Source organism: Flammeovirga pacifica (assembly GCF_000807855.2).
Classification (GTDB): domain Bacteria; phylum Bacteroidota; class Bacteroidia; order Cytophagales; family Flammeovirgaceae; genus Flammeovirga; species Flammeovirga pacifica.
Map to the genome: position 1 here is coordinate 1,905,045 of NZ_JRYR02000001.1, position 26,397 is coordinate 1,931,441.

General features: G+C 33.5%; 18 protein-coding genes. 7 read left to right on the forward strand and 11 right to left on the reverse strand.

What is annotated here, in order from left to right; all coding sequences use genetic code 11:
- Nucleotides 1-11: 11 nt before the first annotated feature.
- The gene (locus tag NH26_RS07615; RefSeq protein WP_044218316.1) at nt 12-587 is read left to right on the forward strand and encodes a hypothetical protein; all 576 of its coding nucleotides are present in this window, start codon (nt 12-14) and stop codon (nt 585-587) included.
- A gap of 43 nt (nt 588-630) precedes the next feature.
- Complete coding sequence (locus tag NH26_RS07620) at nt 631-882, forward strand: hypothetical protein (protein ID WP_044218314.1); 252 nt, start codon at nt 631-633, stop codon at nt 880-882.
- Between the two features lie 107 nt (nt 883-989).
- On the opposite strand, the gene NH26_RS07625 is transcribed toward NH26_RS07620, so the two are convergent.
- From NH26_RS07625 to NH26_RS07630, 3 genes are read right to left on the reverse strand one after another with little or no spacing between them, the layout of a single operon-like run.
- A complete protein-coding gene (locus NH26_RS07625; protein WP_044218311.1) occupies nt 990-1,988 on the reverse strand; it encodes a GRP family sugar transporter in 999 nt (332 codons plus the stop codon).
- Nucleotides 1,989-2,000: 12 nt separating this feature from the next.
- On the reverse strand, nt 2,001-2,123 hold the full coding sequence (locus NH26_RS25785; protein ID WP_262494264.1) for a hypothetical protein: 123 nt from the start codon (nt 2,121-2,123) through the stop codon (nt 2,001-2,003).
- Nucleotides 2,124-2,160: 37 nt separating this feature from the next.
- The gene (locus NH26_RS07630; protein ID WP_262494265.1) at nt 2,161-2,895 is read right to left on the reverse strand and encodes a ribokinase; all 735 of its coding nucleotides are present in this window, start codon (nt 2,893-2,895) and stop codon (nt 2,161-2,163) included.
- Between the two features lie 472 nt (nt 2,896-3,367).
- Between NH26_RS07630 and NH26_RS07635 the strand changes: the two genes are divergently transcribed.
- Nucleotides 3,368-3,736 (forward strand): winged helix-turn-helix transcriptional regulator, encoded by a 369-nt coding sequence (locus NH26_RS07635; RefSeq protein ID WP_044218309.1) that lies wholly within the window; start codon nt 3,368-3,370, stop codon nt 3,734-3,736.
- Here NH26_RS07635 and NH26_RS07640 read toward each other — a convergent pair.
- Nucleotides 3,712-4,224 carry a lactoylglutathione lyase family protein gene (locus tag NH26_RS07640; RefSeq protein ID WP_044218306.1) on the reverse strand — a complete coding sequence of 171 codons (513 nt, stop codon included), beginning with the start codon at nt 4,222-4,224 and terminating at the stop codon, nt 3,712-3,714. The two genes, NH26_RS07635 and NH26_RS07640, sit on opposite strands and share 25 nt — an antisense overlap.
- Nucleotides 4,225-4,692: 468 nt before the next feature.
- On the opposite strand from NH26_RS07640, the gene NH26_RS07645 reads away from it, so the two are divergent.
- From NH26_RS07645 to NH26_RS07655, 3 genes are all read left to right on the forward strand, one after another.
- The gene (locus NH26_RS07645) at nt 4,693-5,316 is read left to right on the forward strand and encodes a DUF4251 domain-containing protein (protein WP_071397115.1); all 624 of its coding nucleotides are present in this window, start codon (nt 4,693-4,695) and stop codon (nt 5,314-5,316) included.
- A 162-nt stretch (nt 5,317-5,478) separates the two neighbouring features.
- Nucleotides 5,479-6,552, forward strand: a complete 1,074-nt coding sequence (locus NH26_RS07650) for a PorP/SprF family type IX secretion system membrane protein (protein ID WP_052431773.1) — start codon at nt 5,479-5,481, stop codon at nt 6,550-6,552.
- A 17-nt stretch (nt 6,553-6,569) separates the two neighbouring features.
- Nucleotides 6,570-12,257, forward strand: coding sequence for a PKD domain-containing protein (locus NH26_RS07655; protein ID WP_044218302.1), 5,688 nt, complete (start codon nt 6,570-6,572; stop codon nt 12,255-12,257).
- A 49-nt stretch (nt 12,258-12,306) separates the two neighbouring features.
- Here the strand turns inward: NH26_RS07655 and hemF are convergent, their stop codons facing one another.
- The 4 genes from hemF to NH26_RS07675 all read right to left on the reverse strand — a co-directional run bounded on the left by hemF (nt 12,307) and on the right by NH26_RS07675 (nt 19,932).
- Nucleotides 12,307-13,218: an oxygen-dependent coproporphyrinogen oxidase gene (gene hemF, locus NH26_RS07660; RefSeq protein ID WP_044218299.1), complete on the reverse strand. Its 912-nt coding sequence runs from the start codon at nt 13,216-13,218 to the stop codon at nt 12,307-12,309.
- Nucleotides 13,199-17,761 carry a translocation/assembly module TamB domain-containing protein gene (locus NH26_RS07665; protein ID WP_044218297.1) on the reverse strand — a complete coding sequence of 1,521 codons (4,563 nt, stop codon included), beginning with the start codon at nt 17,759-17,761 and terminating at the stop codon, nt 13,199-13,201. The genes hemF and NH26_RS07665 overlap by 20 nt, the downstream gene beginning before the upstream one ends.
- A 257-nt stretch (nt 17,762-18,018) precedes the next feature.
- Nucleotides 18,019-18,558, reverse strand: coding sequence for a 5-formyltetrahydrofolate cyclo-ligase (locus tag NH26_RS07670; RefSeq protein WP_044218294.1), 540 nt, complete (start codon nt 18,556-18,558; stop codon nt 18,019-18,021).
- Complete coding sequence (locus NH26_RS07675; protein WP_044218293.1) at nt 18,559-19,932, reverse strand: MATE family efflux transporter; 1,374 nt, start codon at nt 19,930-19,932, stop codon at nt 18,559-18,561.
- Nucleotides 19,933-20,150: 218 nt separating this feature from the next.
- Here NH26_RS07675 and NH26_RS07680 point away from each other — a divergent pair, with 218 nt between their 5' ends.
- Nucleotides 20,151-22,589: a bifunctional UDP-N-acetylmuramoyl-tripeptide:D-alanyl-D-alanine ligase/alanine racemase gene (locus tag NH26_RS07680; protein WP_044218290.1), complete on the forward strand. Its 2,439-nt coding sequence runs from the start codon at nt 20,151-20,153 to the stop codon at nt 22,587-22,589.
- Between the two features lie 38 nt (nt 22,590-22,627).
- Here the strand turns inward: NH26_RS07680 and NH26_RS07685 are convergent, their stop codons facing one another.
- The 3 genes from NH26_RS07685 to NH26_RS07700 form a co-directional block, all read right to left on the reverse strand.
- Nucleotides 22,628-23,089: a hypothetical protein gene (locus NH26_RS07685; protein ID WP_044218287.1), complete on the reverse strand. Its 462-nt coding sequence runs from the start codon at nt 23,087-23,089 to the stop codon at nt 22,628-22,630.
- A 104-nt stretch (nt 23,090-23,193) separates the two neighbouring features.
- Nucleotides 23,194-24,438, reverse strand: a complete 1,245-nt coding sequence (gene ltrA, locus NH26_RS07690; protein ID WP_242427308.1) for a group II intron reverse transcriptase/maturase — start codon at nt 24,436-24,438, stop codon at nt 23,194-23,196.
- A 673-nt stretch (nt 24,439-25,111) separates the two neighbouring features.
- On the reverse strand, nt 25,112-26,380 hold the full coding sequence (locus tag NH26_RS07700) for a bifunctional folylpolyglutamate synthase/dihydrofolate synthase (RefSeq protein WP_044225206.1): 1,269 nt from the start codon (nt 26,378-26,380) through the stop codon (nt 25,112-25,114).
- Nucleotides 26,381-26,397: the final 17 nt, after the last annotated feature.

Here is a 26,397-nt window from a genome sequence, read left to right on the forward strand (position 1 = left end):
CCTTGATAAATATGTCTTCGCCTAACTTAACAATAGAAGAAGAAAACCTAGCTATTGATGACATGAAAAACTTTGAAGAACACTGTGAATGTGCACGGGATAATTTCTGTAATTTCGTTCAGAAAAATCAGAAATACGACCAAGATCAAATTGATTATTTGATCGAACATAGCTTAGGGAAAGACATCTCTAAGGTTTTTCGTGTGGGGTATATATTGATTGTTTGGAGCTTTGTAGCAGTTTGGATCGATAACTTTTTAATTCCAGCTGCCCTTGGCTATTCAGTAGTACAAGGTGAGGCTAGTTGGATTACTGCTATACCACTTATTTTCTTGATAGTAAATGCCACATTAAAGGCCATATTTATAAAATATCGTCTAAAAAAGCAGATTAGTTGGTTGGGGGCTTATTGGTCAGCAGTACCCTATATAGGTTTTGCTTTCTTATTACAAACACAGTTTAAAACCGATAAACTGCTTTACAAAGCATCAAAAGATTATTTTCTATATCAAAAGGTGGTAATAAAAAGAGAAGTTCGCCGTTTTTTTGGTTTAAAATCAAAGACAGAAGAAACTGAATTAGGATAAATTCCATACATTTGTTCATCAAAATTATCAACCAAATAATGCCATGGACGAAAATATGATCGCAATGCAGTTTGCGAATGCCATTAATACTACAGAAGACGAAAATCAAATTGCTCAAATGATGCAAAGCGCCTTCATGATGTTACAAGGGATGAACCTACCTGCAGAAAACGTTAAGGATATTGCCGGTAAAGTATCTACCTTTCTATCTACTGTAGAAGTAGAAGAAGGATCACAACCTGCTAAAAATAAAGCAATGGCTATTAAAACTTTAGATGAGTTATTGAATAGCTAATTCAAATGTACTTTTGAAGTATAGAAAAGGCTGTCTCATTTTTGATGAGACAGCCTTTTTTGTTCTATTCCACTTAAGGAATATAATCATTCATTATTTGAAACTATTCAAATCTTTGAATAGACAATTAACCCTAAACCCACTATAAATAGGATAAACATTAATGAAATTATTTTATTTGTGCCTTTGGGTGCAGATTTAAATTCTTTCCAAATCACCACTCCCCAAAATGCAGCTACCATAGTTGCTCCTTGTCCTAAGCCATAAGAAACGGCAGGGCTTGCTACTTCTGATGACAAGAGGTTTAACCCCATACCTAATCCCCATATTAATCCTCCTAAAATTCCAATAGCATGAATTTTAAAAGTTCCTTGTTTAAAATAGGCTGTAAATGATGTTTTCTCTCCAACTATTGGCCAATACATATTTATGGTATTCCAAATAAAGTTCGAAAGGAAAATCCCTATTGAAAAGATGAATAGAGCAGAGTAAGGAGTAAATTTCCCCTCGGCAGGATGTACAAAATCAAAAGACATAGATTCGGCTACAAAACCATAAAAGAATCCCATCAGAATACCCGCTAATAAGGCTAGTGCAATTCCTTTGGTGCTTTTCTTCTTCTGATTTGGTAATTTCTTATAAGCAACGGCATTTAGAATAATCGCCAAGGCCACTAAAATTAATCCTGAAAAAATCAAAAACTTATTGGCAGATGGATCTTTCATGTAGTTATCTAAAACGCCTATCACCAAAGCTAGTCCTATACCTAAAGGAAAAGCGACAGACATTCCTGCAATATCAATTGCGATGACTAATAATAAGTTAGCCAAATTGAAGATAATTCCACCGATTAAAGCATTTTTATAACTAGAAGTATCAGCAATAAGTAAATCATCTATAAAACCTCTTCCGTCTTCACCATAAGAACCTAAAGTGAAGGATAACAGTAAAGAAATGAGTATAATTCCTATAGTGTAATCCCAGTAAAATAGCTTAAAATCCCATTGCTTGCTGGCTAATTTTTGCGTATTCGCCCACGATCCCCAACAGAGCATTGTAATAATACAAAAGCACACTGCCAGCGAATAATTTTCTACAATAAACATATTTACTTGGTTTTAAAGTTCTGCTAAAGTTGGAATAGAATCTTGTGCACCTAATTTGGTGACTGACTTTGCGGATGCTACAATAGCAAATTGGATACTATCAATTAAATTATTGGAAGAAGAATAATGAGCCACTAAAGCTCCATTAAATACATCTCCTGCTGCTGTAGTATCAATAGCATCTACTTTTAAATTTAAAATGTTGCTTAATATTTGGCGATGATAGATAACATCCTTGCGCTCCTAGGGTAACAATGATGGTTTCTACCCCTTGATGATGAAGTTGATCTACTGCTGTTTGAAAACTTGTTTCGTCTTTAATTTCAACCCCAGTTAGTAGGGTCAATTCTGTTTCATTGGGAGTTATTATATCTACAGATTGTAATGTCTGCTTTTGTAGCTCTTTTGCGGGTGCAGGATTTAAGACAACAGTTGCCCCATTGGACTTACACTTATTAATAGCATATTCTACTGTTGGAATAGGTGATTCTAACTGTAATAAAACAATAGTATTTTCATCAATCTCCCCTAAAGTTTTATCTATATCCGACTCATTTAATGTTGCATTGGCTCCCGGAATAACAACAATACTATTTTCTGCAGCAGTATCCACTGTTATTAAAGCAACGCCTGTTGGTTTTTCTACGGTTCTTATGTACTTAGTTACCATACCTTCTTTGATATAGGAATTAATGGCCATTTCTCCATGTGCATCTTGTCCTACATTGGCTACAAAAGTTACCTCTCCACCTAAACGTGCGGCGGCTACTGCTTGATTGGCTCCTTTACCTCCTTGATTCTGGAAAAAATCATTACCAATAATTGTCTCGCCAGGTAATGGTAATCTGTCAATTTTAGCGACCAAATCAATATTGGCACTACCCATAACAAAAATTCGTTTACTCATTTCATTGTTGTTTGTTTCGTAAATAATTTGCTTCGTAATCTTTAGTTCTTCAGAAAAAAAATAAAGATTATATAATAATTAAGTAATTGTCCATTGAGAACAGAAAATTTAGTCTCTCTTTTTTAGGGTAGTGATTTCTAGAACTTCATCACATAGTTTAGACTATGCTCTCCAATTCTGATTTACATTAACTAAAAAATCATTGACTAACTTTTTCAAGTTCAAATGTTCACGGTTTAAGTAAAAGTTTGCTTACAATGTTATTGATAATTTTTAATAAATGGAAATGAATAGGTAGAACTAATCCAAATCTCATGTTAAATAAAATAGAAACCTGCAGTATTTTTACCATTTTTTTTAATGTAAAATCCAATAACTTATAAGTGGTTCAATACGTACTATAAATACAAAATATCAGTTGATATTATATATTTTCATTTTTCTAAATGATGTCTTAGATTTAAATATCAATATGGAAGATCATTCTAAAAACCTCATTAAATACAACGATAAAGAGTTTAATTGTTCATTGGCTTTTGCTCTACAATTGATAGGCGATAAATATAAAAGTTTAATTATCTATCATTTAAAAGATGGACCACAACGTTCAGGAGAATTACAAAAAAGTATTACTGATATATCTAACAGAATGTTTACTTATTCTATTAGAGCGTTAGAAAAAGACCAACTTGTTAAAAGAAAAGTGTACCCTGTAACACCGCCAAAGGTAGAATATGAACTTACAGAAGTGGGTAAAACACTTATCCCCATTGTTCTTGAATTAAACAAATGGGGACAAGAATTTGCTAAAAAACATTACTTATATGCTCCGGCAGAATAGTGTAATTCATATGAATGAGAGTAAATTTCGAAAACAGTTCCAAACGGATCCTCAACATAACACATTCTGTAAGGTTTTTCTCCAGGGTAATATTCTCTAATTGGCATACGTTGCTTACCACCTGCATCTACAATTTTTTGTACCAAACCTTCAACATCAGGATCTTGAATTGAAAAGTGAAATAATCCTGATCTAAAAGGTTCAAAATTTGGTTTTAAATCTTTGCTTTCTGGAAATTCGAACAACTCAAAGCCAATTTTGTCTCCTGTTGATAAGTGAGCGATTCTAAAAGTATCCCAATCTTCTCCAAAAACATCGATACACATCACACCAATAGCAGTTTCACTCTCTTTTTTTACTACTGTAGGTTCCATAATGACATAGAAGCCTAATACTTCAGTATAAAACTTTACTGCTTCTTCGATATTAGGAACAGTAATTCCAATATGAGAAAATGTTTTAGGGTAGGTATTTAATGAATTATCCATTTTATTTTTTATTTAATGAATTATTAAAGTCTTTAATATTTCGTTTCTTTTTTTGTTTTACAACACTACAAATTAATAATTTAATTATTTAATATACAATAAGTTACAAAAAATGCAGATAGTTACACAAATGTGTATAATTAAGAGTTTGAAGAAGTTATAAACGAAAAAAAATTGAAAAAAATATTATTAATTCATTCATTAGATTGACTTTGTTATTGATTTGGCTACTTCAATAAAAAGCTTATTTTTGTAATAGCATTCATTTCGAAAGTTTAGTGATGTAAGATTTAAAATTCTCATATCATTATTTTTATAATAACCTATATTAAAATTAGAGTATTTGGTAATAGAATAATTGTTTAACATCAAATTAACTTTATTTTTTCAAAATTATCATTTTTTAAAAGTGATTCTCCGTTAAAACAATTGTAGTTCAATAAAACGAATACATAATCTATTTACGCTATGAAAAAGAATATCCTATATAAATTCGTGATGTCCATCATATTAGTGATGGCAATTAGTTTAAGCGCAAGTGCTATCAATATTGTTCAGGATACAACTTTATCTAAAAAAGAACAAAAAGCATTAAAAAAAGAACAAAAACGTAAAGCTAAAGAACAAAAGAAAGCAGAAAGAGAAGCTTTTGAAAAATTAGTTAATCAACAAGCTCAAGTGGCTATAGATAGTCAGTCTTTTGTACTAGAAGCAACACAATTATATGACCGTAAAGGAAGAACGGTGAACGTACAATCTAATATCAACTTCTTAAAAGTAGAAGGTAATACTGGTGTACTGCAAATTGGTTCTGCACACCTTGTAGGTTGGAATGGTGTTGGCGGTATTACTGTTGATGGCCGTATTAGCGACTGGAAAGTAAAAAAAGATGAAAAAACTGGACGTACAAGAGTGGAGTTTAATATTATGGGCTCAGTGTTAACTGCACGTGTAACTTATGATTTAGATGGAACCGGTAACTTCTGTAATGCCACAGTAAATGGTGTATTCAGTAACGGTCAATTAAAGATGAGAGGGCAGTTAGTTCCGAATAACATAAGTAGTACTTTCGAAGGAATGATAAGATATTAATTGAAATAAGTAATACTTAAAGATTCTCAAAAAGAGCTAGTGATTCAATTCACTAGCTCTTTTTTTTATCTGCTTTGAATTATTAATTAATATAAATAAAAATCAAAAAAAATATGTATTTTTGAAATATTGCAAACTATTACTCTGGTGACAATCAAACTTATGTTTTCTAAACCTCTTCACTTATTTGTTTGGGTACAAATTGTGATACTGACTACATCTATTCTTAATTTTTTACATGCACAAGATGCTCAGTTATCTCAATTTTATGCCTCCCCTCTCTATCTAAATCCCTCTCTTGCTGGTACAGGAGGAGACGGTAGAGCAAATATTAATTACCGTAATCAATGGATAGGTGTTCCATTAAATTACAATACCTTTATGGCATCCTTTGATACCCCTATTCCTAAAAAAAATATTGGATTGGGTATTTTAGCTCATCAAGACCTACTCGGTGTGTCCTCAGGACCAACAATGAGTCGTTTTACCTTTAATATTTCAGGAGCTTACCATTTAAAAATAAACAAAAAACACAATCTTAGTCTAGGATTACAAGCCGGCATCCAACAGTCTTCATTGGGTTTTAATCAACTAGTTTTTGATGATCAAATTGATAATAATGGTAACATAAACGGATCTACTGCAGATAAACTTTCTGATCAGAATAAAATATATCCTGATATTTCATCTGGCATTATGTATTACACAGATCATTTTTGGGTTGGTGCTGCATTTTATCATATGAATCAACCTAGTATCTCTAGACTTGAAAACGGAATAGATATACTTCCTTTAAGATATAGTATTAATGCTGGCTATAAAATTCCTCTTACTTATAGGTGGAAAGGTGCTATTGCAGATTATAATGATAAAACCATTTCCTTGATGATGCATTATCAATCTCAAGGAACTAGTGATCAACTTAGTATAGGTGCCAATTTAAACTACAACCCTCTTCTATTCGGTATATGGTACAGAGGCCTACCATTGAAACTAAATAATCATCCTGATAAAATTAATCATGATGCAATAGTATTAATGTCGGGAGTTAAACTAAAAAAAGTAACCATAGGTTATAGTTTCGATTTTCCAATAGGTGGGCTTAAAGTCGGAGAAGGAAATTCACATGAAATCTCCATTCGTTATGATTTCAATTTCTTTCCGAATTATTACAAAAAAAGAAATCTTAAAAAAGATAATCCTAGTCAAGTCAACTGTCCTCTACCAACTTTATAATAAAGCAAACTAACAAGATGAAAATTAAACTATTAAATACCATACTTCTTCTTTCCTTATTTATCTTCTTACCTAAACTCACCAATGCTCAAAAAATTATGGCTAATGGGAGTGAAGGTTTTAAAGATGGTGATGATATTACTGATAAGACCATAGATAGATGTAAAACTTATTATTCTTATTTTTATATAGATGATGAGGGTAAGGGGAGTATTAGTAACATATCTTGGGACTTTGGAGATGGTAATACATCTACTGAAAAAAATCCTTTTCATACCTTCCAAACAAATGATGAGAAAACATTTAAAATTGTTGCATCGTTCACCCAAGGAGGTTCATCAAAATCTTTAGAAGCAACTATAAAAATATCAAAATCTCCAGAAGTAAACTTTAAAGCAAGTACTACTGAAGGATGTGATGGTACAGAAGTATTTTTTACTTTAGAATCTTCAATTGAATTAGGAACAGTTCAATTTATTCTGAATGGTCAGGTATTATCTGAAAACGAAAAATCAAGACCTCTTGCAGCAAGAGATCAACCGTATATTGCTACAATTAGAGGTACAACTACAAATGGTTGTGAGATTGTTCAGCTTCAAGAATACATTACAATATCTGAATTGATTGTACCAAGTGTCAGCCCTATGGAAGTCATTTCATGTGCTACATCAATTAACCAAACATTTAAAGCATCTGCTATTTTTGATGAAACACAACAATCAGTCACTACAGGTGTATCTTATGCATGGGATTTTGGAGATGGCAACACAGGGCAAGGTGCTGAGGTAAATCACTTTTATGATATTTCTAATGGAGATCAATATACGGTAACTCTAACAGCTACTTATGGAGGGTGTACACAAACTCTAAATATTCCAGTTGCTCTAGATGTAGGAACAAATATGTTTTCGTATGAATTACCTGAAACATTTTGTGCTTTTTACCCTGTAACCTTCACTCCTAACCTTCCTGAAAATTTACATGATAAGGATGTCAAATGGAAGTTTGGATTATATACAGAAGAAACATCTACCTACCCCGATCAAATTACTCACAATTTTACCAATTCAAGTAATTTCACTAAAAACGTAACAGTCACTGCATATGTAGGTAACAGTTGCAGCTTTTCTCAAATAATTGCTGTACCTCCTATGGAACTTTCTGATATCTTTATCACTGCTTCTAGAAAAGTCTTTTGTACTGAAGACTTCTATACTGACTTATATATCAACAATTTACATGGAATCAGCAATTACTTTTGGAGAATAAAAGGTACTACTGAAAAACTCTTTGAAAATGAAACAAACCCTAGATTTAATCTAAATGGTTATGGTGTGCATACTATTGAGTTTGTCTCCAATGATGCTGGTGAATGTGTGGTTACAGAAATTGATATCACTTCATATCCAATTTCAGTTGAAATTATTGATGTAGTCAACTCATGTGCTCCTCATTCTTTAGAAATTAGTTATTTGCTCGAACAAAATAATGCTTCATTAAATGATAATTCTAATAGTAGAAATTGGATAGCAAAAGGAAGAAAAACAGGTAAAACAGTTACAAGTCAATCAAAAAAGTTTGCTATGAATAATTTAGTAGCAGACACTTATGATATAACACTTACTCTTGAATTTGATGCTGGATGTTCAGTAACGACTACTACAGAACTAAAAGTCAGTCAATCTATTACAGCAAATTTTGAAGTACTTAACGGACCTGATTTTTGTAATGGAACCTACATCGAATTTAAAAATACCTCTAATTTAGGTGAGGTAGATGAAAGTGAAGTGACTTATTTATGGGATTATTTTGGAAGCGATAATTGGGTTCCTTCTGCTAATCGTACGGGTGCACAAACCTATGATCACCTTGAGCCTGGAGTATATAATGTTGGGTTAAAAGTTGTTCAAGATGGATGTGAGGGACAACCGACCTATAAAAAAGTAACTATTTTAAAACCAAGAGCCTATTTTGATTTAGGAGTTACTGTTTTATGCGACCCCAATAAAATATTTATCAAAAATAGATCTAAAGGAGCCGATAATAATAGTGATTACGTTTGGCAGATTACTGTAGGTCTAGATACTGCCATAATTATCACGAAAAATATTAATGAGGACATTGTTAATCATCCTGATTTCTTAGGGTTAAATATTGATTATGGTGATGAAGTACAAGTATCATTAACTATAGAAAATCAATCTTCAATACCTTCTGTTACTCCTCCAGAGTATTGTATTCATAATTATACAACTTCTATTACAATAGCTACAAAACCGGACCCTGTAGATATTCATTGGGACTTCACGCTTCATGATAATATCAATAGTTATAGTAATCCAACAGAAATATGTCAAGGTACTTCTTTATACTTTGACCCTAAGGTAACAAATGCAGGAACATATTATTGGTCATTTAGAAATGTAGATACCAATCAAAAGATTTATCCTGATTATAACTCTAGAAGACAAAATATGACTTTCGATGAACCTGGTAATTGGGAGATTGAATTGAATGTCTATTATTATAATGGTTGTACAGAAACTACCTCTCAAGGTAAAATTAAAGTTCATGCAATGGATTTTGTTATAGAATCATCCACTAACGGTACTTGTTTAGGAGAAGAGATGATCTATTCTGTTAAATCAGGATCTAGAATTGAAGCTCCGAGACCAACATGGGCCTGGCTAGTAAATGGTAAAGAAATTCTAAAGGGTAATGGTAAAGTAATTTCAGACTTTAAATTTACTTTTGATGAATTGAATATCCCTCAAAATCAAGAAAATGAAGTTCAACTTATAGTCTATGCTGATGTCACAAATTGTGAAGTTTATTCCAATGTGGTAAGGACACTTGTCACAAAACCAATCATCAATATATCTGATGATGTATCCAAATACATCGACTTTAATTTTCAATGTGATTATATAGAAACATATATTGTTCCCAATATTTCAGAAACAACAGTCTATAATCCTTATTTTGCTCATTATAAATGGACTCATCAAGATCCTGATGGAGTAAAATCAGAAATTACTGAAGATAATAGATCTAGTCATATTTTTAGATTTGATACATTCAAAGAAGGTACTCATACTCTTGAACTAGAAATAACAGATTCTAATGGATGTTCTTCTTCTGATTCTTTCACTTTTGATGTTCCTGCATTACCCATTGGCAATGCAGCATTTACACCTTCAGAAACAGAACTAGATTGTCCTGCAAAAGTTGATTTTATTGATGATGCAGATGGATCGCCTGGAAATTCTACCTTAAGAACGTATTATAGTGGTGGAGATGTATCTATTTATAAATGGATGTGGTATGTAGAACAAGATGGTTTAAACATCAACTACATTGAACTCTACAACGGAAAATTAGAGTATTACTTTGGTCCTGGTGATTATGAAGTTTACTTAGTTACAGAAGATGTTCAAGGTTGTATTTATACCTCAGATACTGTGTCTATTTCAGTAAAAGGAGTAAGTGGTTCTTTCTACATCAATAAAAAAGCGGGTTACGCTCCAGTAACAACAGATATGATTGCACTTCCTGCTTTTGTTTCAAGTGAGGTAAAAGAAATTGGCTATATATGGGCTTCAGGTGATGGTTATGAAGGTGTTGACTCCCTACAAACCTTTACCTACTATAACGACTCAAATTGGGTCTATACCCCAAAATTAGTTTTTGAATCTACGTTAGATTTAGGAAATGGTGTAGAAGCAAAATGTAATTATGATGCGATCACCGATGAATCAATCACAGTATTTAAAAAGCCAGAATTAGAAATTGATGATGTTGTTGCATGTATTTCGGATATATCAAAAACAGTCAATGGATATGATGAAAACTTTGAAGTTGCTAACCATGTAGAGTACGGAAAGTTTAGTTATAAAGGAACAACAAAATACCAATGGAGTGTTGATGGACAAGAAATACCATCGGCCTCAGGTGGTACTGATTCTTTGGGTATTTTTACTACTGGAAGTAATGGTGGTTATTTTGAAATTGATCCTTATAATTTAAACGGAAGGGACTACACTTTAGAAATTTGGATTGATGCTGTTTATACTGATTTTATTAATAGCGATAATAATCATACCGATACAAAAGTGGGTTATTCTTCAAGAACTTTCAATGTTAAGTTCGTAGCTCCGCCTATTTCAGTTACTGACATTGTAGCAGAGGTTTGTATGCTTGACTCTGTTACATTTGATGGTAGTAAATCAAATTTTGCTCCCTACCCAGCTGGTGAAATCACTAAATATACTTGGGACATTTTTGATGGGGACAATCTTATAGATAGTTATTCTACTTCGGAAGCTATTTCAACATATAAATTTTCACAAGAAGGTACTTTCAATATCAGTTTAACTGTTACCTCAGATAATGTGTGTAACACACATACTTCATCTACTAATATCTTGGTTCATCCTTTACCTGCAATAAGTTTTGATGCCCCTTCTGTTTGTATAGGAGATGAAACAGTTTTTACAAATACCTCAACATATAGTAATAAAAGTTTGAATAATGATCCTTCTCTTGTTAAAAGTATTTCATGGTATTTTGATTGGGAAAATGATTCTACGAATGTTAGTTCATCAGCAGTTAGTGCCTCATTTATTTACCCTAAATCAGGAACTTATAAAGTGAAATTACTCATTGAATCTTTTAATGGATGTATTTCTGAATTAACTAAAGATGTTATAGTTACTGATTATCCTTATTTAGAGCAAAACGAAGACTTTTATTTATGTGAAGGATCATCAACTACTTTATCAGTACAAGGAGGAAGTATATTTGAATGGAGTACTGGAGAAACATCTTCTAGTATTACTGTAACACCAACAGAAGATGAAACTGAATATACTGTCAAAGCTTGGAATGATATAGGTTGTTTTGTTGAAGAAAAGGTCACAATTAAAAAGATAAAACTTCCTCAACCTGAAATAACTACTTTTTATGCGTGTGAAGGCGATAGTGTTCTTATTGATGGAACAATAGTAGGCTTTGAAGGTACATTGGGGGAATACAATTGGACTGATGGAACAAAGGGTGCTACTATAACTGTGAATAAACCAGGAAAATATACATTAACCAATCTTGTCACTCATGATATCTCTGGTATAGAATGTCTTGTTTCTCATGAATATGAATTTATTCATCGACCGTTACCTCCTGATTTTGCAGTAAAAGATACCTTATTCTGCTTTGAAGAATTAAATCAAATTAAGATTCAAGCACCTCAAGGAAATGGCTTTGTTTATCATTGGGAAGATACAAATGAAACAACCTCTTCTGTGATAAGATATGATGGTGGTGAATATACAGTACACATTATTGACACCTCTACGGAGGACAATTGTGAAAATACCACCACTATGAATGTCACGAGAGGATGCCCTCCCATTTTCTTTAATCCAACTGCATTTTCTCCAAATAAAGATGGGTTAAACGATGAATTCTTAGTTAGATCTAAATATGTGATCAATCTCAAAATGACCATTTATAATAATTGGGGAGAGATTATTTTCCATTCTGATTACAAAGATTCTAGGGAAGCACAAGAAAACGGAACGGGTTGGGATGGCACCTATCAAGGAAAATTAGTTTCTAGTGGTATTTATACTGTGATACTAGAATACGATAGTGAATTTTTTGGAACTCATCATAGAGATGCAACACATCTTACGGTGGTTAGATAATAAAAAAGAGCTAGTGATTTGAATCACTAGCTCTTTTTATATCATTTGATTATTGACCTAACCAATCTATTCCTTTCTTTAATAAAGATTGTGTCTCTTCTTCTCTTGATCCCTCTTTAGGTTGCACATCGTAATCCCAATGTGCTTCTGGAGGTAAACTCATTAAGATGGATTCTGTTCTACCATTGGATTCTAACCCAAATTTAGTCCCTCTGTCCCATACCAAATTAAATTCAGCATAACGACCACGACGAAGGCGTTGCCATTTTAATTCGTTTTCCCCATACTCTTTGTCTTTAAATCGAAGTGCTTGTTCTTTGTATGCAGGAATAAAGCTTTCTCCTACATCTTGAACAAAATGCCATAATTGATCGGGGTTTAACCCTTCCGATTCATGGTGTAATCGATCAAAAAATATACCTCCTATACCTCTTGTTTCATTACGATGAGGAATAAAAAAGTAGTTATCTGCCCATTCTTTAAAACGGTCATAGTACCCTGCCTTTGTATTTTCGCAAGCATCAGAAAGATGTTCATGGAATAATTTTGCAGCCTCTTTATCTACATAATGAGGGGTAAGATCAATCCCTCCACCAAACCAATAAGTACCATTAGATAATTCGAAGTAGCGTACATTCATATGTATAATAGGAACCATTGGGCTTTTAGGATGTAGCACAATAGAAACACCGGTAGCTTTAAACTTTTCTGCTTTTTCTACCTTTAATGCTTTTGCCATTGGTTCGGATAAATCGCCTTCCACTAAAGAAAAGTTGACCCCTCCTTTTTCTAGAATATTTCCTCCTTTAATAACACGTGTTCTACCACCTCCTCCACCAGGTCTTTCCCAAAGATCTTCTTGAAATTTAGCTTTACCATCTAAAATTTCAAGGTCTCTGCATATATCGTTTTGTAAACCTTTAAACCAGGCTATAATTTCGCTACTCGGAATGTTTTTCATGATGTTTATTTGCTTTCTTTTCTTCTCTTTTTTTCTTTCGGATGTATTTTCTATAACCTTTTGGTTTCTTTGTTAATTCTCTTTTTGTTGGACTTTGAGTGATGTCTTTGAACTTATCAAAACTCTTAGTATGCATCATACTCGCACCTGTTAAAGATGTATTGTCTTGGTTTGTTGTCGTATAATAAACATCCTGACGGTACTTTTGATAGAACTTCATTCTAAGCGCTCCGTCCTGAGACAACACTACTTCTACCGTCCAATCCCCTAAAACAGAAGCTGCGGTAGTTTGGTTCTGATTATCCGTAAAGCCACCATCTCTGGTGACTCGCACTTTACCTTGAGCAAAAGTATAAGATAATCGCATTTGCAGGTTTTGTAATGCTTCTCTATCCAATCCACTCATATCTAAATCCACTTCAAAATTCTCGTCTACTTGCGATAATATATAACTCAATTGATTGGTAAGAAGCTCACTTACAGAACTAGAAGCAGTTTGTCCAAATCCTGTATAAGAATCATTCGATAATAACTGTCGTAATACAATTAAACCAAATACCTGACGGTTCAGTTCTTGTTCATCCCTATGTATTCTTTCTTCAAAGCCTGCTACATAACTTTCTAGTGAAATTGGTCCTCCTTCTGTAACTACAGTAGCAGGGTAATCATGAATATCAATATCAAAATTTAATACTGGCGTAGATAAATCTCCCTTGATTAAAAGGTCTACATCTGTAGGATAACGTTTCGTGATTTCAGGGGCATTTCTTACGGTAGAATCTTGCACATCAATCAATGGTAATAAACTTACTCTCTGATTGTATTTTGCCACAATATCCATTTGAGCGGAATAAGGATCGCCATTCCATGAAAGTGTTGAACCAGGATTAATCACAAACTTCTTATCCACCAAGTTAAATTCAGCCACTTTCATAGTGAAATTATAGGCCCCTTTTACAATTTCTACATTACCGAACATTTCAAAGTTTCTAAACTTATCAATTTTCATTTGTAATTTACCTTCACCATTACCACGTATAATATCTCCAGATTTTTTATCAAAAATCATCTCACAGTAAGCATCAGGAGTAATATCCAAATTCATATTCACTTGGAAATTTGCTTGATCTGTTACGTCTTTTTTCTCCTCTATTTCATTTTCTGTTTGATTATTGGAAACCGTATCCTTTTGAACATAAACGATATAAGGATCTCCCTCCGCATAATCTATAGCATTTAATGGGATATATATTTTGGTTCTCTTATTAGTTTTTGCATTGACATCAATAATAATATCATCAAAAGGTCCTGCTATTGATATATTACCTGACCCAAAGGCAGTACCATAGAATAAATCGTTTCCTACTTCTTCTTTCTTCATTATGAAAAAATCTTCAAAAGAAACGCCTAATTCTGTAATCATATTATTAAAACCTTCTTCGAAAGTTAGACCTCCATTTAAAAAGGCAAAATGACCATATTCATCGACTACTTTTAAGTTTTCGGTAGAAATACTTGTAGGTCTAATCACTATTTTTGCATCCTCACCTTGTTCGCCAAATTTATAGTCTACATTAAGGTAAACCATTTTAATGTTACCATTTTTGGCTAAAACATTACCCCAAAGTTTAGGTGCTTCCTTAGTACCATATATTTTTATCCACCCTGTAGCCACACCATCTAATCGATCTACAACTTCGTTGACATAAGGCTGAAAAATACCCAATGGTAATTCTTTTACTTCCAATTTCATATCAAATTGATCCTCCTCTTTCATAGGATAATATGAACCAGTTAGTTTAAACTTTTGAGCTGTTGAATCTGATATATTTAAATTCATATTCAACTCTTCCTTTGTCCAATCTGACTTACCTGATAAGTGCCCTAAATAATATTCATCTAACTCTAAATCTTTAACATCAACGTGTCCGTACACACGTAATTCAGTAAATATATCTTCTATGTAAACGTCCAAGCTATCTACAACTCCTTTCACATCTTGGTCAATAACCTGAGGTAAATACGCTAAATTTAGATTATCTATTTTAATGTGAAGAGGTAAATCAGTATCTTTTTTTGCAAAACCGTCTAAGAGAACTTGTTCATCCTCATTGAATAACTGGAAGTTTTCAAAGTGTGCTCCATCCTGATACACAATAACTTTTGAGGCTTTTGTTGAAGCAGTTGTCCAATACTTATCTTGGTATTTAATTCGAGATTGAGGTAAACTGAAAACCAAAGAATCGTGATGAATATCGACATCACCTTTTAAATCAATTTTAGTATTGTATTGATAGAAATCTGCTTGTGTGTTAAACATCATATTTCTATCAATAGAAAATGCTTGAAATGAAAAATCTGATGACAATACTCCTTTGATGTTTTGATCTTTTGATTCAATCCGAACCGATGTATCAAAGAAATCCTCCAATGCTTTTTTATCTGAATCATAGATCATCACATTGGAATCTAAAGTAACATCATAAAAGGATAAATGATCACTGTAAAGTTGAGCAGAAACATGTTGCTTACTACCAAAATCAGCTGCTAATAAGGCTTGGGTATTGTTAGCTATGGAAATACTATCTGTAAATATTGATAATAGATTATTAATGTTATACACCTGTAAATCCATATCTACAGAATAATCTACCACACCATTTTCTTCTATCTTCTTTTCCTTTTTGTTATAATAATCAGCTACTTCTTGAGACGACTGATCAAATAATGAAAGCTGAGCTTCTTTAAAAATTTGGTTAATGTCTTTTGAAAAAGTAGAAATATTAAAATAACCTGCCATGTTAAAACCCAAGAAATCAGAATCGAGATTAACCAAGCGTAAGCCACTTTTATCTATAGTAGTTACAAAGGTAATTTTATCTATATCGAGTTCCTTTTGGGCATTATAAAGTTTAGTATTATCTAAAAAGAGTCCTCCAGAGAGACCATTATCTATGACATTATCAAACTCTGCTTCAACACTTGTTTGAAACCCAATTTTCTTTTTTGTGAAATTCAACTTTTGAAGATCCTCGGCTAATATACCCGAAGAAAAATGGAATGTGCTGTCTCTAAAATCCAATAGACCATCGACATACATTTTAAGATTAGGATCATTGACCCTTAAACCTCCATTAAAGTAGCCTTCCTTCATGTATGTACTATCCAAATAGATATTATGGTAGGTATAATCATTCAGTTCTAAACTATGGATTCGCGCATCCACATTTAATTTTAATTTATGAACTGAAAAACCCTTGCCATTAATGTTACCATTAAAGTCCATTCTACCTAGCCAGTCTACATCAAATATTTGCCCCACATTAAGACTATCGGTTTTTAAATAACCGATATAGGTTTCTTTCGGGATAGAGATTTCCATTTTCGGAGTCATCACTCCATATTCAGAGTTTAGAATACCGTCCAACATAAATTCATCTAAGGTACCTTTAAACTCTCCTGAAATAGAGGTGGCTCCAAATAACTCCACGTATTCTCTATAATCTACTGGTATGTAAGGAAGTAGATCTTCTGTAAAGTAATAACTATTATCGAATTTCAAATCCATAATAGTTCGTTCTTTATCTATTATTTTATTAAACTTAAAATCACCTCTAATAGTACTTCCTTGTCCGAAACGGAGATTACTTTTCTTGACTTCGAGATCATTGACCCTGCCTTCTAATTGAACATCTCCACTAATGTAATCGTGGATACTATCAAAATAGGTGAAAAAGTTAGCTAAATCATCGGTGTGAATATTACTGTTTTTTAGTTTTGCTTTCATGAAAACACAGTAATAGAAATCGTTATAATCGGTGTAATCGTCTGTATCAAAAGCTATTTCCCCATTTATAAAACTTGAACCTAGCTTGCCGTAAAGGTTCTTAAGAATTAATCCTGTGGTGGAAATACCAAAATCAGCATCCATATCCTTAATCCTAATTCTACTTCTACTTTCAAAGGCATGAAGGCCCTCGATTTTCATAGCAATGGTATCTTTATCAATCCTTAACTGACTAACATTTGCGTCGATATTAAGGAATTCCATGTCGGTTACATCAAATTTCCCTGCTTCTCTATGAGGAACAAAAGGGTTGTTTAAAACGTATCGAGCATTTATCAATTGTACATTTTCGAAAAGAATATGAGTTTCTCCTGGCTCTGTAATATCGTATCTATGAATTCCTTTAGGGTCACCTGCTAAGTGACGAATCCATCTCGTCATGTTATTCATAGAGTCCAAACGGGAATCCATGATCATTTCTACATTGGCTCCTGTTAAAACAGCATCTTCAATATGGATGTATCTATCTTGGTTGTAGAGTAAGTTGATAAATGAAAAGTTTAAAGAAACTTCTTCTACAGCAATTAGCGGAACACTATCTAAGTCAAGAATTTGTACTTTTTGCAATCGCCACCTATCAAACCAATCTAATTTTACAGATTTTATTGTGGTTGGATGATTAAACTGCTTTGAAACTTTTTCTGTGATTTTATGAATAACAGCAGTTTGTACAAAAGGAAGTTGAGAAAAACTCATTAAACACATCCATAGGAAGGTCATTACAGCCAAAAAGCGAAATATCCATACACGCACAAAACGGAAAGTCTTTTTTATTAAAAAAAGCTTCCTCTTTGTTGAAAATGAATTCTTTGAAATATGTGTGCGTCTAAATATTTTCACTAAAAGTTATGCGAGGCTGTCTGTCAGAATGTTTAATTCTCTACCTGATCATTACTTCAGGCATCTACAAAAATACTCTATGTATCAAGAAGTAAAAAGTATATGATAAAAAACTAGCCAATTATTAACGCATCCATAGGTATGTCGTGCTTTTCTAGGGGTAAATCATCAATTATCTGTAATTTATAGGTGATTCCCCACTTTTTTGCTGAAGGATATTGAGGTAAAAAAGTATCGTAATATCCTCCTCCGTAACCCATTCTTCCATTACTATTAGAAAAAGCAACTCCAGGAACTAAAATATGATCGATTTCCCCTTCAAATAATTCTTTCCTTTTAGGAACAAATGTCCCGAACTTTTCTTTCTCCAAATCTTCTAAAGAATGAAGAATCAAGTGATTCATTTGTCTATTTTTTAAGGTTTGAGGAACCACAACAGTCCAATTTAAAGCCAATGCCTTTTTTATGATTGACATTGTTGATGCTTCATTATTGATAGGAATGTAGGTATGCAATACTTTCGGTAATTCATCTACCTCCTTCCAAAATTGCTCACTGATGATAGACTCTGAGATCAATATTTCATTCTCAGTCAACTGATTCCTCTTCTGGATTAATGTTCTTCTTATCGATTTCTTTTGTTCCTCTAACACTTATGCTTTTATTTTTTGTGGTGTGCCCTTTTGAATTTCATGGTTGGTTTTCCATGTAAATCTAGCAAACAGAAGCAAAGCAGACAATGTTAATCCTAGAGATAAACCAATCCATACTCCTAAAAAGCTCCAATCGGTATAATTAGTTAACACATATCCTATAGGTAGAGAGACTACCCAATACGAAATAAAACAAATTAATGTCGGCATTTTCACTTCTGATATTCCTCTCAGAGCACCTGTCATGATCACCTGTAATCCATCTGATAATTGGAATAACGCTGCAAAAACTAACATTTGAGAAGCATACATAATCACCTCTTTATCACTTGTGTATAAAGTTGGCAGCCATTCATTAAAAACATAAAAAGTTGTGGCTGATATAATCATCGCTAACATGGCAAACTGAACTCCGGTAAAACCAGCATTTTTGGCTTCCACCCAGTTGTCCTGTCCGTAATAATTGGCAACTCTTACAGATACTGCAGAAGACACACCACTCACCATCATGAAAGTCAGAGATATCATACTCATTACAATCTGATGGGCAGCAATTGGATTCGTTCCTACTGTACCAATTATCATTGCACCTACAGCAAATGCTCCTACTTCCATTAAAGCTTGTAAGCCGATAGGCATACTCATTTTAAACTGAGCCCAAAGCTTCTCTTTATTGATTTTTACTTTATTAAATCCTGCTAAGAATGGGTGGAATGATGGACTTTTTAAAACATATATCATCATACCAACAGAAGCCACTAAACGTGCTATAAAAGTACCGATACCTGCCCCCAACAAACCTAATTCAGGTGCTCCAAAGCTACCGTAGATCAATAAATAGTTGATAATCACATTAATGATGTTAGCCAATAATGTAAAGTACATCGCAACTTTTGTGAATTTTACTCCCTCAGCAAATTGCTTGGCTGTAAAAAACACCATCAACGGAATTAATGAAAATGCATTAATCAAAAGATAGGGTCTTGCCGCAACAACTACTTCTTCTGTCTGTCCCATGTAATTCATTACCGTAGAAAGAAGTAATAAAATAATAGTAATTGCAATCACAAAAACAGTATTCAGAGTAATACTATGTCGGAAAAGGCTTCCCATTTCTTTATAGTTTTTCTGACCATATGCTTTACCCACTAGTGGAGTAACACCTACAGCAAAGCCAATTCCAAATACTAGAAAAATGGCAAATAAAGAATTGGCAAATCCAGCTCCCGCTAAATCTACAGTATTGTAATGTCCTACCATTACATTATCTAAAATGTTGGTTAGGTTTTGTCCCGCCTGTGAAACTACTACAGGAGTAGCTAAACGGATGGTGTCTTTATAATGTTCTGAATATCTTGATATTATCTTTCGCATGGAAGAAATCTGTAGTAACTGATTAATGCTGATTTGAGGGGTCTTACCAAATCAGCATGCAAAGGTAATAGAAAATTCTATGAGTTGTTATTCTTGATTGAGATCATTAACGAAGAGGTAATTTAATGCATAATCTCATCAAAAAAAGAAGGTTTGTTTAACACAATAATATTACTTTCTTAGTAAGTTGCATTATTACATTTTCTTAGATCAGTTTTATGAGCACGAACTTAAGTATCGATTTTTCTTCTTCTTTTTGGAAAGCTAAATACCTATTAATAGATAGCAGAATGTTGACTGCACCTAGTCAAACTATCTTCTTTGCTTTGAGTGGTATTAAAAGAGATGGACAAGATTTTATTGATGCTCTTTACTCTAAAGGAGTAAGAAAATTTGTGGTCACTGCTGACTTTGATAAAGGGTATATTTATAAGGATGCAGCATTTATCTATGTGGATAATGTTTTAGTTACTCTACAAGAAGTGACTACTTATCACCGAGAATTGTTTCCTCAATTACCTACAATCGGTATTACAGGATCTAATGCTAAAACAATTGTCAAAGAGTGGCTTTATACATTACTAGAAGCGGATAAAAATGTTGTCAAAAGTCCCAAGAGTTATAATTCTCAAATTGGTGTTCCTCTGTCTGTTTGGCAAATCAATGAAAAACATGAATTAGGTATTTTCGAAGCAGGTATTTCCCAAGTTGATGAGATGCAGAAACTTCAGAAAATCATTCAGCCAACGATAGGTTTATTTACTAATTTAGGATCTGCTCATGATAAACTTTTTGATAGTAGAGCTCAAAAACTAGAAGAAAAGGGAAAACTTTTTGATCAATGTCAGCATATTATTTATTGCAGAGATCATGAAGAGATTCATCAAGAATTACAAAAAAAGAAAGGTATAGCATTTCATTGGGGAGTACATAAAGATGCTACTTTACGTATTGAAGCTATTGATAATCAAACTGTATCTATCTCATTCAATCAAGATATACATCAGATTGATATTCCTTTTAAGGATGAAGCTTCTTTCGAAAATGCAATGCACTGTGTAGCTGTTCTTGCTTTCCTTGAGTATCCTTTTGATGAAATCAATCAAAAATTAAAGTTCTTGAAAAGTCTTCCGATGCGTTTGGAGAGAAAAGAAGGAATTAACGGCACAGTATTGATCAATGATTTTTATAATAATGATTTAGGAGGACTTCAGATTGCTCTGAGTTTTATGGGGCAACATCAAGAAAACCTTCCGAAGACGTTAATTCTATCTGATTTACTTCAAGGACATAATGATAAATCAGCATTACATAAGAAAATAAATGAACTGATTCATGAAAATGAAATAGAACGTTTTATTGGCGTAGGTAAACATTTGATGCAATATCAAAATGAAATTACTATTGATGGAGAATACTTTGCCTCTACTTCAGAATTAAGAAAACACATTAGAGATCATAAAATCAGCTTTCAAAAGGAAATGATTTTATTGAAGGGAGCGAGACAATATGAATTCGAAAAGATTGCCTCTCTACTTCAAAGAAAAATTCATAGTACCCGTCTAGAAATCAATTTAGATGCAGTGGTACACAACCTTATGTTTTATAAATCGCAACTAAAATCATCTACTAAAGTGATGGTAATGGTCAAAGCTTTAGGTTACGGTAGCGGAAAACATGAATTGGCAAATACACTTCAATATCATTTGGTTGATTACCTTGGGGTAGCCTTTGCTGATGAAGGAGTAGAATTACGTGAGAATGGAATAAGAACTCCAATTATGGTATTAACTCCTTCTCCAGATTCTTTTGAAACAATGAAAATGCATCAATTAGAACCTGAGATTTATAACTTAGAACTCCTTGAGGCATTAAAAGACTTTCTGATGGAAGATGAAGGTGATCAACTCTTTAAAATACAGATCAATATTGATACAGGAATGCACCGTTTAGGTTTTAGAAAAGAGGAGTTTTCTACCCTTTTAGCTACACTTAGTCGTATAAAGGATAAAGTGAAAGTCACAGGTGTATTTACGCATTTGGCTGGTGCTGACGAAGAACAACACAACAGCTATACTCTTGATCAAATTGCTCAATTCAAAAATCTATCTCATCAATTAGAAGAACATCTAGGATATACAGTCATTAAGCATTGTCTTAATTCTGCAGGTATCGTTCGTTTCCCCGAACATCAATTAGATATGGTGAGATTAGGTATTGGGTTACACGGCATAGAAGTAAATCATATTAAACAAGATGATCTACAAACGGTAGCTACCTTAAAGTCTGTAATAGCTCAGATTAAAACCATCCAAAAAGGAGAAACTATTGGATACGGTCGTAAGGGTGTAGCAACTAAAGAAATGAAAATTGCTACTATTGGTATTGGCTACGCCGATGGATTTAATAGAAGATTTAGCAATGGGGTTGGACAAGTGATTATCAAAGGTAAAAAAGCCAATGTGATCGGGAATATTTGTATGGATATGACTATGGTTGATATTACCGAAATTAATGCTTCTGTAGGTGATGAAGTAATTATTTTTGGTCCAGAATTAAGTATTAATCAATTGGCACAATCTATTGATACCATTCCTTATGAGATACTAACCTCTGTGAGTTCACGAGTAAAACGTGTTTATTATTTAGAAGGATAAAAAAAAGCTCCTCAAATGAGGAGCTCTCGTTAATATTTTTACAATTTTCTAGGGATCTTTGCACCATATTCAACATCATTGTCGGTTGAAGTGTAGATATATACACCATCTTGTAACTTCATTTTTCCTCCGATTCTAAAATGGGCAAAATTTTCGCCTAGCTTAATAATTTTCTCTTCTCTAATGATTGCTCCACCTTGCTCATAAGAATATATCGCTTTGATGAGACCGTCATGAATCGTTCCTATTAGTTTTCCTGAAATTCTTTCTGTATTTGACGTATTTCGATCTAACTCTCCAAAAACTTTCTCCTCTTCAATATTCAATTTTAGCACCATCGAATCGATAAACTGAATCATTTCACCATTTTCTACCATAACGGGAGAACTTGTGATTACTTTTTCAAAAACCATTTGATGTTCTTCTGAATTAAAATCACAAGAAGACAAATAGATTGTAACGAAAGATAGTAAGGTGTAGAATATTTTTCTACAAATCATATATAAGACAATTGGTTAAATCGAGTAGACCGCCCCGTCAGTAAAAACTGACAGGGAGAGCCTCTCACACCACCGTACATACGGGTCTCGTATACGGCGGTTGGCTACTTTTCGGTTGCCTTAGTGTAAATATCTATCATGGAAATGTAACCTCTTTGTCTTAACCTACCCAACGTAATTGTTGTGTTAAGAATAGGACTTTGAGCTACAGCCCAACCACCTTTTCGCGTTCGACTCCATGCATATGCCTGACCTTGAGGAATACCTAAACGGATTAAGTTTTTACGCTTACGTTCGGGTTTCTTCCAGTCGTGCCAAATGCAGTAACGAAGCCTATTTCGAAGCCATTCGTCTAACTTTTTAAGTTTCAACTTGATGCTTCCTAGCTTAAAATAATTCACCCATCCACGTTGCACTTCTAGAAGTTTCTTGATGCGTTCGTCAAAACTCATAGGTTTGGTTTTACAAGTGACCTCTTTTAGAGAATACTTCAATCTTTCCCATGCTTTTTGCTTAGCCACTAACTGAAATTTCCCTTTAGTACCCTTCTTATAACTAGGAACAAAAGTGTAGCCGAGTACCTCAAATTGATGCGGTTTTCTTAGCCCACTTTTCTCTCTATTTATTGGGAGTTTTAGATGTTCTTTTAGAAAACAATAGATACTATTTCCTACACGTTTGGCTGCTTTTGCAGACTTTGTGTAGATACTGAAATCATCAGCAAATCGTATAAAAAGTAAACCTCTAGCTTCTAGAGTTTGATCTAATTCATGTAAGACAATATTAGAAAGTAACGGACTTAATGGACCTCCTTGAGGAACACCTTTTTGTCTTTTCTGTAATTTCCCTTGAATTAAAATAGGAGCTCTTAGAAACTTTCGAAGTAATTTCATGACTATTGTGCATTTTACTTTTCTATACACTAGTTCTAGTAAAATACTATGATCTACTTCGTCGAAGAAACTTTTCAGATCAATATCTATAATTTTCTGATAGCCATTATTGATATAAGCTAGCGATGTTTGAAGTGCTTGATGTGCACTTTTATTGGGTCTAAATCCATAACTATGTGTAGAAAAATCTTTATCAAAAATAGGAGATAATACCTGGAGCATTGCTTGTTGAATAAGTCGGTCCTCAACAGTAGGAATACCAAGAAGTCGCTTCTTGCCATTAGGTTTTGGAATTTCCACCCCTTTTATAGGTTGTGGAAGAAACCGACCTTCTAGTAGAAGTTGCTTTTTGATAGGCCATGTCTTGTTAAGATGAAAGTGCAATTTATCGAGGGTCATTCCATCGACACCAGCACCACCGCCATTACTAAAAACACGCTTATAAGCGTTATACATGTTTATTTTTGATACAACTTTTTCTATCATAATCTACATTAAAAATTCCTAGTCTCTCTTCTTTAAGGCTAACAAGAAATTCCACTGCTGTGTCAACATTTCTTGCCTCCATTAAAAATTTGAGACACTGTAACCTTCAGTCCTTCAGTAAGGTGAGTTCTCCGAAACTTGTCGGTACTTTTATTACCTACTACGACCTCGGCTGACTTCTCTTGTTGAACCTGCAACGAAGAGATCTCCCCAAGTAAGGACACCTTCTTTCCATTGATCACTGCTACATCTACATCATTAAGCCACAGCATAGTCGTGGAGCTAGATCGCCTTTGGACTTCACAAAGATGTGCTTGCTCATCCCATTAATGATGCCTCTTATGTAGTTTCTGTTCGTCAGTACCAACTTTTGCCGTTTGACTTACTTCAGTGCATTCCTCACGGAAAACCACCTTGTCACTTGCTAATGCTTCGGGATCGTACCCCGCACATAAGGGACTTGCACCCTCTAGAAGATTATTATATCTTTAAAATAAAATAAGGCTGTGTCCATTTTGGGCACACACATAAAATAGTCAACAACTTACGTCATTGACTATTCATTATCTATGAGACAAATGTATAGTTTTTGTCTCTTCATCTAGCAAACTTGATGTTAAAAAATGTTTTTTGAAAGATTTGTTTACAACTCATTTATCTCTGCAACCACAAAAGTACTGCCTCCAATAAAGATCAAATCTGTCGATTTAGCCTGTTCTTTTGCCTTAGAAATTGCTTGATTCACATCAGAAATACTCTCTCCTTTTAAACCAATTTCTTGAGCTGCTTTGAATAATACATCAGCCTCTAATCCTCTTGGAACATTAGGTTTACAGAAATAATAAGTAGCTTCTTGAGGCAACTTACTCAACATATTAGGCAAATCCTTTTCTACAACAACACCAAGAACAATATGTAAATGATCGTATTCTTCTCTTTGTAATTGATTCAATACAAATCTCCACCCATCTTCATTATGTCCGACATCGGTAATAATTTTAGGTTGCTGTTGTAATACTTGCCATCTACCTTTTAAACCCGTATTATCAACTACATTAGCTAAACCTTTTTGTATATGGTCTTTACTAATATCAAAAGAATTATGTTCATTGAGGTAATAAGAAAGTGCAATCACTCCTAAAGAATTGTGCTTTTGGTAATCGCCTTTTACTCCAATTTCAGCCTCTTTTAAATAGACTTCATTTTTAAGATAAATATCCTTTTCCTTCCAGTGGAGATAATTCTCTGCAAATACCAAAGGAGCATTTTTCTCCTGGGCCATTTCCATAAATACACCCGAAGTTTCTGGTTGTTTCTGACTAATTATTACAGGAGTTTCACTTTTTATGATCCCTGCCTTCTCTCTACCAATTTTCTTCAATGTGTTCCCTAACATGTCCATATGGTCCATACCTATATTGGTAATTAAACATGCTTCAGGTTTGATCACATTAGTAGAATCTAAACGACCACCTAGTCCTACTTCAATAATGGCAACATCTACTTCTTCTAGAGCAAAATGATCAAAAGCCATAGCAACCGTTAATTCAAAAAAGGAAGGTTGAATTTCTTCAATTGCTGGCTTCACTTTTTCTACAAAATCAATTACTTGTTGCTCGCTAATACCGACACCATTGATTCGAACTCTCTCGGTAAAACTCTTTAAATGAGGTGAAGTATACAACCCCACTTTATACCCTGCTTCTTGTAAAATAGAAGCCATTAAGTGAGAGGAACTTCCTTTACCGTTTGTTCCTGCTACATGAATCGATTTAAATTTTCTTTCTGGATTATCCAAAAAAGAGCACAACGCCAACGTATTGGTTAAGTCTTTCTTAAAAGCAGACTTCCCATCCCTTTGGTACATAGGAAGTTGTGCATATAGAAAATCTAGGGTTTCTTGATAATTCAACGTTTTCAATATTTATT